The sequence below is a fragment of the Streptococcus equi subsp. zooepidemicus genome (assembly GCF_015689395.1).
Lineage (GTDB): Bacteria > Bacillota > Bacilli > Lactobacillales > Streptococcaceae > Streptococcus > Streptococcus equi.
The window spans coordinates 716,384-731,155 of record NZ_CP065054.1; the positions used below are offsets into that span (position 1 = coordinate 716,384).

Here is a 14,772-nt window from a genome sequence, read left to right on the forward strand (position 1 = left end):
AGGAGCTGTCTAATCCTTCATCACACAAAAAAAGCTGGTTGCTTCAACCAGCTCTTGTGTTAGTCGTTATGAGACTATTGATTTATTTTTTCTAAGGAGGAATGGTGCTTTCCTCGATTTAGGGCTTCCTGCTCGGTCATTTCTACAACCTTATTGAGATTGACCTTCTCTGGCAGATGGTCCTTATTATACCAGTATACCTTTGATTGGCCATTACTTGTAACATAGACTATTGTGTCGTTAGCAGCAGCCTCTGTCTCCATAGCCTCCTCATCAGCTGGTTCAGCTGCTGGAGTGCTTTCGTCTGTAATATCCTCAGCTTCTGACTCACTAGAAGCCTCCATGCCCTTATCATGGCTGATGCCGCCATATTGGTAATTGATGGTAAAGCCATTGACAGTGTTAAAGACTCTTACGGTTTCATCAATTTTACCATCAGAGGAGAGCGCTGAAACCACAACGGCCCTAGGGAGCAATTCAGAGCCTGAATAGATTGGTACGGCTTTGTAATAAACGTGAACCTGAGGGTTATGATTGATATAGTTTAGGACTTTGTTTTCAATGTACTGCATACCCCCCTTGCGGTCGTTGTTGCCAACGTTTTGAGTACGTGTACCTGTGATGAGATTATTTCTAAAAGGACGACCACCTAAGCTGTCAGCAATTAAATGACTACGATCAAAAAGATAGCCGTTACGAATCTTACCGTTGCTAAGGACGATGCTTTCATAGCTATTGTTTGAGGTTCGTTTGACCTTGCTTTTGCTGTGAAGGTAGTTGGCCTCAGTAGCTAGCTTGCCAGTTTCTTTGAAATGATATGTATACCAGCCGCTTGGCTCAGGGTTGCTTTCCCATTTTTCGCGGTATCCGGCTGACATCGCGATCATATCCTTTGTGATAATGCCATAGGCAGCTCTTGAACGACCATAGCCATCAAGTGCAGCGTATTGCAGATCAGAAACAGTAACGCGCTTAGTGCTTCGACCACTTTTTTTGTAAACCTTTTCGGTAGTGGTGTATAGCTTAGGAAAATCCTTGGTGTCGATGTTAGACTTTCCTTCTATGCTATAGTAATTAGGATACTGCTCTAAAGACCATTCTACCGAAGGGGTTAAGGAGTTAACCTCTGCATAGGTGATATGATTAGTCGTCTCGCTTGCAGGAAATATTCCAAATGCTATGGCGGCTAAGGCAGTAACAACAGAGCGAATAAGTTGTTTTCCCAACTTCTGAGACATATCAATGTCCTCCTTTATTTAATTTTTCACCCTCATTTTATCACTAAAGCTAAATAAATCAATATTTTCCCTCATTTTTGTCAAAATTTTTCGAATATATAAATTATAGGCTTAAAAATAGTCTCATTTTTAAGAGATCCTTACAAGCTAAAGAAACAGCAATCAAGTCCTATCAAGGGAAATAGCATGCCTAAGAATGTCAGAATAATGATAGCAATAAAGAGAAGCTTTAGGTATAATGTCTAGCCCCTTATCCAGTGACAAATGGCTGTGATAAAGGGAAAATAACTCAGGCAAATCCTGCACCGTAAAACATTTTTTTGCCCTTATTTTGAACTGAAAAAAGTTAAGGAAACCTAACTTTTTTTATTTATTTTCCAACTATCTTGTGTTAAAATTGTAGGGTAATTGGAGGACGAGATTGAAAAAGCTAAATTATATTCTCATTATTTTATTAAGTTTATTGTTGGTCGGTGTTGCGTTTACCTTCATTAGATCTTGGAAAATAGGGCAGGATACTCAGAGAGTCATTAAGCTCGAACAGACTGCTTCTAAGGATAGTCCAAAGATCAAAAAGGTCAAGCACCTCAAGAAAGGGAAGCAGGATTGGTATTACCTGTCTCCGATTGAGAAGGCTGACGATTTTTATGTGTCAAATCTGCCTATGTCTCTGTATCAAGGCAAGCAGACTGACAAGGCTGTTATCATGGTAAAGCCTAAGCTTGAGGCTTCACATATCAAGCAGGTCAATCAATTGGTTATCTACAAGACGGTCTACAAGCCTCAGTTATTTGGTCTAAAAAAGACTACAGAAAAGGCTGTTAGTCGTTACCATGTGAAAGAGGATTATAGCCCCTTTAAGCTAGAGGAGCTAGTTGCTGGTCGCTTAGATCGCATCGAGGAAGAGGTTGGCAAGCTTTATCCAGGCAAAGAGATCAAGCTGAGCACTGATACGATGATAGAAAAAAATCAGGTATTAAGCGATGGTTTTGCCATTGATTCGGGTAATCTTATTTTACTTGGTCATATGTCAATACCTCTTGCAAGCCTGTTTGATGTTATTAATCCAGATTTTCTAGAGGGTTCAGATAAGACTGCTTATGATGACTATTTAGAGGAAAAGAAGGCAAAAGAGGCAGAAAAAGAGGGACAAAAGCTGGTCGCTCTGACCTTTGATGATGGTCCAGACCCTGTGACCACACCGCAGGTTTTAGATATTTTGGCCAAATATCAGGCCAAGGGGACCTTTTTTATGATGGGGTCTAAGGTTGTTGGCCATGAGGCTTTGGTTAAGAAGGTTAGTGCTGCTGGTCATGATGTTGAGAATCATTCTTGGGATCACCCTGATTTGACGACCCTAACCGTTGATCAGATCCAAACACAGATCAATACGACCAATCAAGCCATCGAAAAGGCTTGTGGAAAACGCCCAGTCTATCTTCGTCCTCCTTATGGAGCTACTAATGATATTGTTAGAAGGGCATCGGGTCTTAAGGAAATGCTTTGGACAGTTGATACCAGAGATTGGGAAAATCGCAATACTGCTGCTATCATGGCAAATGTCAAGCAGCAATTGCAGCCTGGAGGGGTTGTTCTAATGCACGATATTCACCAGACCAGTGTAGATGCCCTGCCAAGTATTATGGAATACCTAAAAGCGGAAGGCTACAAATGTGTGACCTTATCTGAGCTATATGGCAGTCGATAGTCAGTTTGAAAAAGCAAATAAGACTCTGGCGCGTGACTAAGTGGTGGACTCATTTCAAGAGATTGTTTAGTCTGGTTAAGCATGGCTAGTGTCTGCTATTAAAAAAGCCAGTGACGTCAATATAGTAGAAAACGAACGTAAGGTATTTCTGACATAGAGTCAAAACCTTACGTTCGTTTTTAAGATTGGACTTTTGGCAACGAAACCAGCAGTATTCACTCAATTCCTTAGGAATAAGGCATTGAGGTTAGTTTTTAAGCTGATCGCTGCTATTTTTGATGTAATTGCTGATGCTTCAAGTAAATCTCGGTGACCTTGGCAAATTTTTTTAAGCGCTTGATGTCTTCAGGGTGACTGACAAGAGTTATGACAATCCCGGATCGTCCCATACGACCGGTTCGACCAGCTCGATGAGTATATTGCTCTTTATTACGGGGAACCTCAGCGTTAATGACGTATTCTAGCTGGTCAATATCAATCCCACGAGCGACTATGTCCGTCGCAAGCAGCAGTGAAATGCTCTGCTCTTTAAAGGCTTCTAAAATGGCCTTTCGCTGCTTGACATTCACATCACTGGCTAGAGAAGCAACAGAAGCTCCACTATATTGCAGGCGTTCTTCAGTAGCACCTAGGTCTGACAGGCTGTTAAAAAAGACCAGACCACGAAAGTCAGGAATATTTGCTAGCTTACGTAGGATATCGGTCCGATGCCTTTTGTCAACCAGCATGTAGCAGTGCTCAATGCAAGGCAATGCTTGCTTAGACAGATCAATGACCAAGGTATGATCTGCTAGACTGTCTTGGTCTACCTTGTTAGTGGCGCTCATGTAAATCATTTGATGGTCACGAGGCGCGTGATGGGAGAGCTTTTGGACAAACTGGTATTGGGAATCACTCAGCAGGTCGTCGTATTCGTCTAAGATGATGGTGTTAATGGCCATCATTTTGATTTTTTTAAGCTTTACTAATTCAAAAATGCGCCCTGGTGTTCCAATAATGATTTCTGGGCCTTTTTTGAGGCGTTCGATCTGACGTTTTTGACTGCTTCCGGAAATAAAGAGCTGCGCCGTTAATCCTAAGGGCTCTGCCCATTCCTTGGTGACCTCAAAAAGCTGGCCGGCTAGCTCTGTATTAGGCGCTAAAATCAGCAGCTGCTGGGCTTTTTTAGGACTTAGTCTGAGAAGGCTTGGCCATAAATAGGCCAGAGTTTTGCCTGTTCCGGTAGGGCTAATACCTAATAGGCTTTTGCCATCAACAATGGGCTGAAAGACCTGCTCTTGGATTGGGGTGAGATTAGTAAAGCCAAGCTTTGCCAGCTTTTCCTGCCATTGAGTGGGAAGGTTGGTTATCATATGTCTATCCTTTTATTTTGTTTTCTCTTCATTATAGCATTATAGTGGCAAATTTGGTAAAATAGACCGAAAGACTTTTAGATTTGGAGTTTACAATGCTTAAAAAACCCATTATTATTGGTGTGACTGGTGGTTCTGGTGGTGGTAAGACCAGCGTGTCTCGTGCCATTTTAAATAGCTTTCCAAATGCGAGAATTGCGATGATTCAGCATGATTCGTATTACAAGGATCAATCACATATCAGCTTTGAGGAAAGGGTTAAGACTAATTATGATCACCCGTTAGCCTTTGATACGGATTTCATGATTCAGCAGCTAAAGGAACTCTTGGCTGGCCGGCCTGTTGATATTCCAATCTATGATTATAAGGAGCATACTCGCAGCAACAGAACTTTTCGCCAAGAGCCTCAGGACGTCATTATTGTTGAGGGGATTCTGGTATTAGAGGACGAGCGTTTGCGTGAGCTGATGGATATCAAGCTTTTTGTTGATACAGATGATGACATTCGGATTATCCGTCGTATTCAGCGTGATATGGTTGAGCGTGGCAGAAGCCTTGAGAGCATTATTGAGCAGTACACAAGCGTTGTCAAGCCGATGTATCATCAATTTATTGAGCCAAGTAAGCGCTATGCTGATATTGTCATTCCAGAAGGGGTTAGCAATGTGGTTGCTATTGATCTCATCAACACAAAGATTGCCAGCATCTTAGGTGAGCTGTAGTGCTGTGATTGGAGACAGACAAATGCTACCAAGCCTAATCTTGCTTTTTGGTTGGAATGCTGTGGTCTTTGCGGCCTATGGCAGTGATAAACACAGAGCCCAAAAAGGTCAATGGCGACTTTCTGAGAAAATGCTATTAACGTTGTCACTCTTATGTGGTGGGATTGGAGCCTATCTAGCTGGGCATTATTTTCACCATAAAACGAAGAAATGGTATTTTGTCCTTTCATGGTATACGGGGATACTGATCACCCTAGTGCTTTGCTATTATCTGTATCAGTGGTATATCTTGTAAGAAGTGCTTGCTTTTAGCTAAAAATGACTACTAGCCCTTTTAAGACTGGTAGTCATTTTTTCTGCTATTGTGATAGATATTTAGTTTCAAGTAAGATGGCTACCATAAGGTCGGTATCTTGAGTAGCTATATATGCTTATGAGCCATCACATGCCCAAATGCGGCTGGGCTTGGTTGCTCGTGTCCTATGACGCTAGTAAGCGATGCTGTCGTCTAGGGCATGGATTTTTTTGAATAGACTGATAAAGATAAGTGTTGTTATTGTTCCATGAATAACAGCGACACCAGCTAAATCTGAGATAGGAGAGTTCCATATAAAATGTAGGGCTAGAGGACCTACCACCCAGAAAATCTGCAGAGACCTTGGGAATAATTGAGATTTTTTAATTAAAAGGTATACTCCCATTGTAAAAATACCAGTATAGACCCAATGAGAGTTTGGTGAGCTGCTAATCCTGGCAAGCGTTGTGGGCAAAATGTCATTTATGGACCGATCAGCCGCATTTGCAATATAGCTAATGTCCTCAGTCAGCTGGAATCCCATGCCAGAAATGAGACTGATGACTAATTTTTGCTTAAGGTTGATAGTAGGCAGCAAATAAATGACAAGCATAGATGCAAAGGCCTTAATAGGCTCTTCCACAAAAGGCCCTGTCAAAGCTCCCGTCCACTCCTCTAAGGCAATATTGGGCTTTATCAGGCTAATCCAAAACTGCTCTAAAACCTGATTGCCAAAGGAGGCTAAAAAGCCACTAATATAAAGACCGCCTAGCCCAGCTAATAGCAGGGTTGAGATCCTTATCTGGTAGATGCGCTTGAGATAAGCAATAGCCAGTGAAAAGGGAATCAGATAGATCCCTAGTAGGCTGCTTGAGAGGATTAAGGCAGCGGATTGGTAAAAGGTTTGTTTGGGACTGACAAGGTTTAAAAATTCATACTCAATACCATTAAACACTAATAACATAAATAAGGTCGTAGCGATAATCTTTTTGTATCTCAACAATGGCATCTGACTATCCTAATCTTTTTAATATTACTCACTATTTTATCATAAAATCCCTTTCTTTTCTAGAGAGGCTGATTAAAATTCTTTTCCTGTGGAAATCGTTTAACGATTAGTAGCAGATATGTTATAATAAGAACCATGAATAAGACGACAAAAATTGAACATTATCAGCTATTATTGGCTCAAGCTAAAGCCTTATTTTCTAATGAAAGCAATGCCTTGGCCAATCTCTCTAATGCCAGTGCCCTCTTAAAAATGACCTTGCCTCATTCTGTTTTTGCGGGCTTTTACCTTTTTGATGGGCAAGAATTGATCCTTGGTCCCTTTCAGGGCAAGGTTTCCTGTGTGCATATCAAGCTTGGCAAGGGAGTGTGTGGAGAAGCAGCACAATCTGGTCAAACCATCATCGTTGATGATGTCAGAAAGCATGCTAATTACATTTCCTGTGATTCAGCAGCCATGAGTGAGATTGTTGTGCCAATGCTTAAGGCTGGCAGGCTTGTTGGGGTTCTGGATTTGGATTCCAGTCTTGTTGCTGATTATGATCAGATAGATCAAGACTATTTAGAGCAATTTGTAGCTCTATTACTAGAAAAAACAGCTTTTCGTTTTGACATGTTTGGAGTTGAGGATTAATGTATCAAGCCCTTTACCGGAAGTATCGTAGCCAGACCTTTGCTGAAATGGTTGGGCAGTCAGTTATTTCGACCACCTTAAAGCAGGCTGTTGAGTCAGGAAAGATAAGTCACGCCTACCTCTTTTCAGGTCCAAGAGGAACTGGTAAAACCAGCGCAGCCAAAATTTTTGCCAAGGCAATGAACTGCCCTAATCAGGTTAAAGGAGAGCCCTGCAATCATTGTGATATTTGTCGAGATATTACAACTGGCAGTCTGGAGGACGTGATTGAAATTGATGCCGCCTCTAATAATGGTGTTGATGAAATTCGCGATATTCGAGATAAGTCAACCTATGCCCCGAGTCGGGCAACCTACAAGGTTTATATTATTGATGAGGTGCATATGCTGTCAACAGGGGCCTTCAATGCGCTCCTAAAGACCCTAGAAGAGCCGAGTGACAATGTGGTTTTTATCCTAGCCACAACAGAACTACACAAGATTCCAGCTACTATTTTGTCTAGAGTCCAGCGATTTGAATTTAAAGCCATTAAGCAGCCAGCTATTTGTGAGCATTTGGCGGCGATACTGGACAAAGAGGGCATAGCTTATGAAACAGAGGCGCTTCATTTAATAGCAAGACGGGCTGAAGGTGGCATGCGCGATGCCCTATCCATTTTAGATCAGGCCTTGAGCCTATCCTTTGACAATCAAGTGACGCTTGCTATTACAGAAGAAATCACAGGCTCTATTTCCATTTCAGCCTTGGACGACTACGTTCAGCATCTCATCAGGCAAAAAACAAGTCAGGCCTTAGCTAATCTAGAAACGATTTATGATAGTGGCAAGAGCATGAGCCGTTTTGCAACGGACTTGTTAACCTATTTTAGAGACCTGCTCATTGTGAAATCAGGTGGTGATCATCACAGGCAGTCCCCTCTTTTTGATGACAATCTTGCAGTGTCTTTTGATCAGCTTTTTACCATGATTGCTACCGTAACCAAGCACCTGCCTGAGATCAAAAAAGGAACCCACCCTAGAATATACGCTGAAATGATGACCATTCAGCTGGCAGAGCAGGGACAGGTAACAGACACTGCAATACCATCTAGCCTGCTAGCTGATGTTGATGGCTTAAAGCATGAAATTAGCCAGTTGAGGGAGACGATATCACAGCTACAGGCTCAAAAAGGTCTAACTGCACAGGCTACGCCAGCTCATTCTATCAAGCCAAAGGCCTTTACCTACAAGGTTGATCGGGAAAAGATATTGAAAATCATGGAGGAAACTGTTCAAGATAGCCAGCAGTCACGACAATATTTAGAAGCGCTAAAAAATGCTTGGAATGAGATTTTAGATAGTATTTCTGCACAGGATCGAGCTTTGTTATTAGGCTCGGAGCCTGTTTTAGCCAATAGTGAAAATGCTATTTTGGCCTTTGAGGCCGCCTTTAACGCTGAGCAGGCCATGAAGCGTCAGGATTTGAATGATATGTTTGGGAATATCATGAGTAAGGCAGCAGGGTTTTCTCCTCATATCTTGGCAGTACCAAAGGCAGACTTCCACCATATTCGCTCGGAGTTTGCCATGACCATCAAAACCAAAAAAGAGACAGCCAAAGAGCCTGAGCAAGCGACTTTTGACATGCCTGAGGGGTTTGACTTTTTAACTGATAAGATTCATCTCATAGAGGATTAGCGCTAGCTGATGATTAGTAGTGTATCAATTGTCTAGAATAAGGAGATGACAGGGCTCATTGTCAGCACTAATAGATAGCTGACAAGCCAAGCTAGAGAGGACCGGTGTGGTTCTCTTTTTTGCTGCTTAGAGCTAGGTGTCATTGTGACCCAATGACTGAGTTCTTATAAGGCTTAGTGATTCACTGATTTGAGACAATTGACTACAAGCCTAGCAATCAAGCTGGCTTTTGGCGTCGTTTTTAGAGTGAGCTCTTTTTTATTTGACTGTTACAGGCTATCAAAGAGCAGCAAAAAAGCTTGAAGCAGGCTAACTGCCTTTTTCTTCAAGCTGCGTGAAAATCGTTAGTGGAAATTTAGTTTTCTTGGTATAATAGTAGTATGACTATTCGACAATTTATGTTTATGGCATTCATTTGTGCCTTTGAAGCTTATTTTTTCAGCGATTTATTATTTTCAGGCGATTATATTTTTGCAGTGTTTTGGGGGCTTTTGCTCTTTAGAGATTTAAGGCGTGCTTATGCTATTGATCAATTTACCAAAAACATCATTAATGCTGTTAATCCTCCCAGGAAGAAAGACTAATCTCGCCGCTTCTTAAGACCTGTAGCTGACCATTGTCTAATCGAACAATGAGGTGCCCTTCATCAGTCAGGTCAATGGCAGTTGCTGTTTTTTGACGATCATTTTCTTGGAAGCTCACTTGTTTTTGAAGGACAAGTGATTTTTCTTTGTAGACCTTCATGTGGTCCTTGATTGGTATTGTGGTAAAGAGCTTCCAAATGTCAATGATTAGGGTGTTTCGAGTAATGCTAGGCTTACTACTAAAAAGAGAGCCTGCTCGTTCTTTGAGATTTTCAGGAAATTCGGTCACAAAAAAGTTAAGCCCTACGCCAATAATCACATCAGTAATGACGCCTGTTTCCACAGAGGTAATAGCCTCAGTCAGGATACCGGCGATTTTTTTATGGCCAAGGTAAATATCATTGACCCATTTGATTTGGGTGTCAATACCGGTCAATCTTGAAATAGCCTTAACAATACTAGAGGCCACCATCATGGTGTAAGGAGGCATGTCTGCGTAAGGAACATTTGGCTTGAGGTGCAAGGACATGTAAATACCGCCATGAGGTGACGCAAAGAATTGGCGATTAAGCCGCCCCTTAGCCGCATACTGACTTGGAGCGAGATAGAGCCTAGGAGCAGTATGCTTTAGCTCGATTCCTTGCTTGGCGTCTAGCTGTGTTGACTGGCTTTTCTCATGATAAGATAAAGGTATGTTGAGCTCTTGGCTGATGAGCTCTGGCAGCAATATATCTCCTTGAATAAGGCGATAGCCCTTATGCTTGAGGGATTCAATGTGAAGGCCTTGACTCTCAAGGCTTTTGATGGATTTCCAGACAGAGGTTCTAGAAAGCTTGAGCTGCTCTGCCAAGTGTTCTCCACTGACATAGTCATCGCTACAAGCTAGTAATTGGTAAATTTTTTCAGATGTCTTCATAATTCTAGTATAGTATAAAATGACTGGATTTCAAGAGAAAATAAACACAGGTGACGTGAAATGATGGAATAGCTAGCAAAAACGCTTTCCTTTATACAGAAAATGATTCTTTTTGAGGAATTACAATCATTAACGAAGCCTGCTGTTATTTTTGTGCTGATCTCTGATCCTTGACGTTAAGGAGCTTGCTCTTTTTGTCTGAGCTGCTTCATCAGCCTTTCCGCTGTTATGAAGATTTTGTCTGAAAGCCGTAGGGCTTTGATGAGCAAGATAGTGGTGGTAAGATATGTCCTTCTTTTTCTTACAAGTGACTTTAACGACTTTGTATGCTGTTATCTCAGCCATCATTAAGGCTATCTGTTTATTTGATGAGAGTAGGAGAGGCTCATTTTCTTGCCAATCTAGCCAAGCTACTATGATTGTTGAATGAGAATGAATTAAAAATAAGAAAACAGTGTCAATCGAAAATGACAATGTCTTGAAAAAATCGGTTAGATAAGTGAAAAATCTGTTATAATTGTGGGTGAGAAGAATTCTTCTCACGCTGGAATTCTTCATAAGATTTTCCGATTTTATGAAGGTATTGTTTGAAAGATGCAAGTTTCCACGGATGGGATTGTGGTGGAATATACTTGCGTCTTTCTTTTTTAGTTTTAGGCACCATTTCGAATTCTTTGGAGTGCTTCTCGTGTTTTGGTAACTTTCTAGTGGCATAAATATTGTCTGCGATATTAAGGTAGATGTCTCCATCGAATGCCTCAATCACAAGTGCCTTTGTCTTACGCGTAAAATAGATTTCTTTATCCCCTTCGACGGGCAAGTAGAAGTTGTTTTGATATCGAATATGATGCCCACTATCAATTACTCTTTCAGAGATTCTCGCTAACAGTAGGTTTCGCTGGGCTGGTTTAGGTGCTTTCTCAAAAACAGACTCACTAGCCAGTCCACCAAACTGCTTGTTAAATCGTTTAATCCATCTCTTAAGATAACGATTCGCTTGAGAGATGCTGGTAATTTGATTCCTCTGTAAATCAATTGGTAGACGCGATTGAAGGGTCTGATTAAGACGTTCTACACGCCCTTTAGCTTGAGGGATAGAAGACGTTTCAATGGCAATACCAAGCTGATGGCAAGCATATCCAAACTGTGTAAAGGTATCTTCCTCGATCTTTTTAGACTGACTGGAAGCATAAGTGAATACAGTCCTTTTATCAGTAAGGAATTGGAAAGGGATACCATGTACCTCTAGAATCTGTTCTAAGACATGATAATACCCGTTTAGCGTCTCCTGAGTATCAAAGTAAGCCCCGACAATATCACCGGAGGCATCGTCAATAGCGACATGAAGGTGTGTTTCCTGTTGTCCAAACCAAGGGAATTGACTGGCATCCATTTGAATGAGTTCCCCTTTGAATTTCTTTCTTGCTCGGCTGGGATGAGCTTTGTCAGGTTCTTCAAAGAAGTTGGAAGCAGTTGGGAGTTTGGATCCTCTTTTTTCTGCCTCCCTTTTCTTTTGTTTGGCTTCTTGTTTCAATCGTCTTTTCGTTGCTCGTTGAGTCTTTGGAGATAGAAACCCTGCTTGGTAGAGTAGTTTTCTAACAGTTGTATCTGAATAGGCGATGTTTTCTTCTTCCGCTAGTAGTTCGCAGAAATGAACAACATTTGGTCTTAAATCACCGTAACTTTGATATTTCTCGATAATCCTTCTCTTTGTTTCTAAAGACATGGCATGAGTTGGTCTTTTTGATCTATTACCATGAACGAAAGCTGACTTTCCTTTCTCTTGATAGGCTAGTATCAATCGGTTCACCTGCCTCTTGCTTAACCCTAATTCTACACAAGCCCTGTTTTTCTGTTTTTTACCCTCACAAACAGCTTTGATGACTAGGTATTTCTTTGACTCTATCATAGTTAGTTCTATTTTCCTCATCTTTCTAGTTTAACAGACGGGACATTTTCACATTCGACCTAGCTAAGACATTATCACTTTCGAATGATAGAGAATGAATTAAAAATAAGAAAACAGTTGAAATTATTTGTTTTTTTGGTATAATTAACTAGTTAATATCTTATTTAACTAGTTAATTTATGGAGGAAAGATGAAAAGTAAAAAATTAATGCTAATGGCTAGCCTGTTTATGGCCTGTCACCTGATCCTGACAGCTTGTCAGTCGACAAAGCAGCAAACAAATCAGCCTAAGACAAAACAGACAGCTAAAAAAGCCACCAAGAAGAAGCAGTCTAAAAAGGTTAAGAAAACAAGAAAAGACCGTAAGGGAGTAGCGGGGATTGACTTCCCAACAGATGACGGCTTTATCTTGACGAAGGACTCAAAAATTTTATCTAGAACAGAAAATGGTATTGTTGTTGAGCATGATGGGCATTCGCACTTTATCTTTTATGCAGACCTCAAAGGCAGTAAGTTTGAGTACCTGATTCCAAAAGACGCTGACCTAAATAAGCCTGAGCAGACCAAGGCAGCATCAGGTCATCACCATACTAGTGCTAATGACCCGCACCATCACTATGTGTTTAACCCAGCTGATATTGTAGCTGAGGACGCCTTAGGCTATATTGTCCGTCATGGGGATCATTATCACTATATTCTAAAAAGCTCACTAGGTGGTCAGGTAGCCTACCCAGTGCCTAATCATGTGCCGCTGTCAAATCCATCATCACCAGCTGGAAAATTTGCAGGTGTTGATTACCCAACTAGCGACGGCTTCTTATTTGATGGTACAGGGATTGTCGGTCGAACATCTTATGGCTTGATTGTTGACCACAATGGGCACAATCATTTAGTCACTTATGAAAGCCTGCGTCACAGTAAGTGGAAGCATTTAATTGAAACACCAAAGGAAGAGGCACCGGCTAAGCCTGAAAGTGATCTTGAGAAAACAATCGCTTTGAAAAAAGCACATTTGGCTAAGTCATTAAATATTCCTGAGGACAGCATTCGTGTGGAGCATACAGAAGAAGGTGTCATTCTTGACTATCCACATGGTGACCACCGTCATGCGACCTATATTGATGACATTGATTTATCAAAGCCGTTTGATCCTCATGCGGTAGATCCACACGCTAAGGATAGGATTGGTATGGCAACCTTGAGAAAGCTTGGCTTTGATGAAGAGGTCATTTCATCGATTATTCACGCGAGTGCGCCAACTGAGTTTCCATCAAGAGAACGAGACCTAGAAAAAATGAAGGCATGGTTGGCGACTGTTGAGTATCTCAATATTGGTGAGATCAAGGATCCTCTTAAGCGGGCAGGTTTAAACCTGATGCCTAATATACAGATTTTAGGTATTGGCTTTACACCAATTACTGATATTACACCAGTCTACCAGTTCAAGAACCTCAAACAATTGTGGATGACACAGACCGGTATTAAAAATTATGATTTCTTGAAGAACCTGCCAACACTTGAAGGAATTGATATTTCTCAAAATGGTGTTTCTGATTTGAGCTTCCTTAAAGCCTTTCCGCATTACAAGGTAATTTCGGCAGCAGGAAATGATATCACAGATATTTCTATTTTGAAGGAATTGCCAAACCTAGAGTCCGTTAACCTTGACTTTAACAAGATTACAGACCTTTCTGCTCTGGCAAATGCTCAAAAGCTAGTCGCTGTCAGCCTGGAGCACAATCAGATCAAGGACTTGAGTGCCTTGTCAAACAAGGGACAATTGACCAAACTCTTTGTGTCAAACAACCCTGACCTTGATTTGTCAACCTTAAAATCCTCTGCTCTCAAGGAAATCACTGCCAAGGAGGTTAATTTACAAAGCCTTAGCTTTGTCAAGGATCTACCGGCATTAGAGCAGCTAGTGGTTGACCAAAACAAGCTTAACAGCTTGACAGGTCTTGAGCACAATAAGAGCCTGGTTCAGCTATCAGCTAACCAGAACATGATTAATAGCTTGGCCTTACCAGGTACACAAAGCTCCTTGCAATCACTTAATCTTGAGGAGAATCAGCTGACTAATTTTGAGGGTGTGAATAGCTATTTAGCCCTAGAGTCAATCAATGTTAACCGCAACAAGATCAATACCTTAGCCTTGAAGGAGCCTAATAAAACGCTGAAATACATTCAGGCTGACGGTAATCACTTCCCAGCTGAGGAGCTAGCTGCTGAACAAGGACAATTCCCACAAGGAATTATCAAGAACTTCAAGGTAGCAGAGGGTGGTAGTCTAAATAATGCCACACCAGCAGAAGCTGCTCAAGACGAGCATAAACAGGCTGATACCGATCATGAGGAAGCAGATAGCCATGATCACGAGACAGCTGATGAGCATCATGATCATGACCACGATGACCATCATCATGGGTAATGACAGCTAGTGCTGATAATCACTGAAATAAGAGGGGAATACAGCTGCTGAGGTAGCTTGGCTGTATTCCTTTTCTTGTTTTTAGTGAAAAAGCTTAAAGAGCTCTTTCAAATACAGCTAAAAATGATATAATAAATAAGTTATTAAGTCCCGATAAGACGGCTTTGTTGCCTGAGGGTGACAGTCTAAAAGCCGGTACTTTGTAACTCGCTAAGCCTTATCCAAAAGTCCTCACTGGAGATATCCTGTTATTTCAGTGGCTGGCTTGAGGTCTAAGGCTAGGAAAATCCTATCTGGCATAT

Annotated in this window: 12 protein-coding genes; 7 read left to right on the forward strand and 5 right to left on the reverse strand. The window is 41.3% G+C overall.

Going from position 1 to position 14,772, the window contains the following annotated elements; all coding sequences use genetic code 11:
• Positions 1 to 74: 74 nt before the first annotated feature.
• A complete protein-coding gene (locus I2432_RS03470) occupies positions 75 to 1,238 on the reverse strand; it encodes a DNA/RNA non-specific endonuclease (RefSeq protein WP_014622554.1) in 1,164 nt (387 codons plus the stop codon).
• 421 nt (positions 1,239 to 1,659) lie between these two features.
• Between I2432_RS03470 and I2432_RS03475 the strand changes: the two genes are divergently transcribed.
• Positions 1,660 to 2,946: a polysaccharide deacetylase family protein gene (locus I2432_RS03475; protein WP_012678246.1), complete on the forward strand. Its 1,287-nt coding sequence runs from the start codon at positions 1,660 to 1,662 to the stop codon at positions 2,944 to 2,946.
• A gap of 269 nt (positions 2,947 to 3,215) precedes the next feature.
• Here the strand turns inward: I2432_RS03475 and I2432_RS03480 are convergent, their stop codons facing one another.
• Positions 3,216 to 4,298 (reverse strand): DEAD/DEAH box helicase, encoded by a 1,083-nt coding sequence (locus I2432_RS03480; protein ID WP_012515312.1) that lies wholly within the window; start codon positions 4,296 to 4,298, stop codon positions 3,216 to 3,218.
• A 95-nt stretch (positions 4,299 to 4,393) separates the two neighbouring features.
• On the opposite strand from I2432_RS03480, the gene udk reads away from it, so the two are divergent.
• On the forward strand, positions 4,394 to 5,020 hold the full coding sequence (udk, locus tag I2432_RS03485; RefSeq protein WP_012515313.1) for a uridine kinase: 627 nt from the start codon (positions 4,394 to 4,396) through the stop codon (positions 5,018 to 5,020).
• A gap of 22 nt (positions 5,021 to 5,042) precedes the next feature.
• A complete protein-coding gene (locus I2432_RS03490; RefSeq protein WP_021320543.1) occupies positions 5,043 to 5,315 on the forward strand; it encodes a DUF1294 domain-containing protein in 273 nt (90 codons plus the stop codon).
• A gap of 193 nt (positions 5,316 to 5,508) precedes the next feature.
• On the opposite strand, the gene I2432_RS03495 is transcribed toward I2432_RS03490, so the two are convergent.
• Positions 5,509 to 6,324, reverse strand: a complete 816-nt coding sequence (locus I2432_RS03495; protein ID WP_043983694.1) for a PrsW family glutamic-type intramembrane protease — start codon at positions 6,322 to 6,324, stop codon at positions 5,509 to 5,511.
• 135 nt (positions 6,325 to 6,459) lie between these two features.
• On the opposite strand from I2432_RS03495, the gene I2432_RS03500 reads away from it, so the two are divergent.
• The 3 genes from I2432_RS03500 to I2432_RS03510 all read left to right on the forward strand — a co-directional run bounded on the left by I2432_RS03500 (position 6,460) and on the right by I2432_RS03510 (position 9,217).
• Positions 6,460 to 6,957 (forward strand): GAF domain-containing protein, encoded by a 498-nt coding sequence (locus I2432_RS03500; protein WP_012678242.1) that lies wholly within the window; start codon positions 6,460 to 6,462, stop codon positions 6,955 to 6,957.
• Positions 6,957 to 8,633 (forward strand): DNA polymerase III subunit gamma/tau, encoded by a 1,677-nt coding sequence (dnaX, locus tag I2432_RS03505; RefSeq protein WP_206158985.1) that lies wholly within the window; start codon positions 6,957 to 6,959, stop codon positions 8,631 to 8,633. Before I2432_RS03500 ends, dnaX begins: the two co-directional genes overlap by 1 nt.
• Positions 8,634 to 9,013: 380 nt before the next feature.
• Positions 9,014 to 9,217 carry a DUF3272 family protein gene (locus I2432_RS03510; RefSeq protein WP_024273159.1) on the forward strand — a complete coding sequence of 68 codons (204 nt, stop codon included), beginning with the start codon at positions 9,014 to 9,016 and terminating at the stop codon, positions 9,215 to 9,217.
• On the opposite strand, the gene birA is transcribed toward I2432_RS03510, so the two are convergent.
• Both birA and I2432_RS03520 read right to left on the reverse strand, forming a co-directional pair.
• Entirely contained in the window at positions 9,192 to 10,133 is a 942-nt protein-coding gene (gene birA / locus I2432_RS03515; RefSeq protein WP_196819946.1) for a bifunctional biotin--[acetyl-CoA-carboxylase] ligase/biotin operon repressor BirA, read from the reverse strand. The genes I2432_RS03510 and birA overlap by 26 nt on opposite strands.
• Before the next feature lie 511 nt (positions 10,134 to 10,644).
• On the reverse strand, positions 10,645 to 12,042 hold the full coding sequence (locus I2432_RS03520; RefSeq protein ID WP_115250549.1) for an ISNCY-like element ISSeq2 family transposase: 1,398 nt from the start codon (positions 12,040 to 12,042) through the stop codon (positions 10,645 to 10,647).
• Between the two features lie 190 nt (positions 12,043 to 12,232).
• Here I2432_RS03520 and I2432_RS03525 point away from each other — a divergent pair, with 190 nt between their 5' ends.
• Positions 12,233 to 14,470 carry a leucine-rich repeat domain-containing protein gene (locus I2432_RS03525; RefSeq protein WP_196819947.1) on the forward strand — a complete coding sequence of 746 codons (2,238 nt, stop codon included), beginning with the start codon at positions 12,233 to 12,235 and terminating at the stop codon, positions 14,468 to 14,470.
• Positions 14,471 to 14,772: the final 302 nt, after the last annotated feature.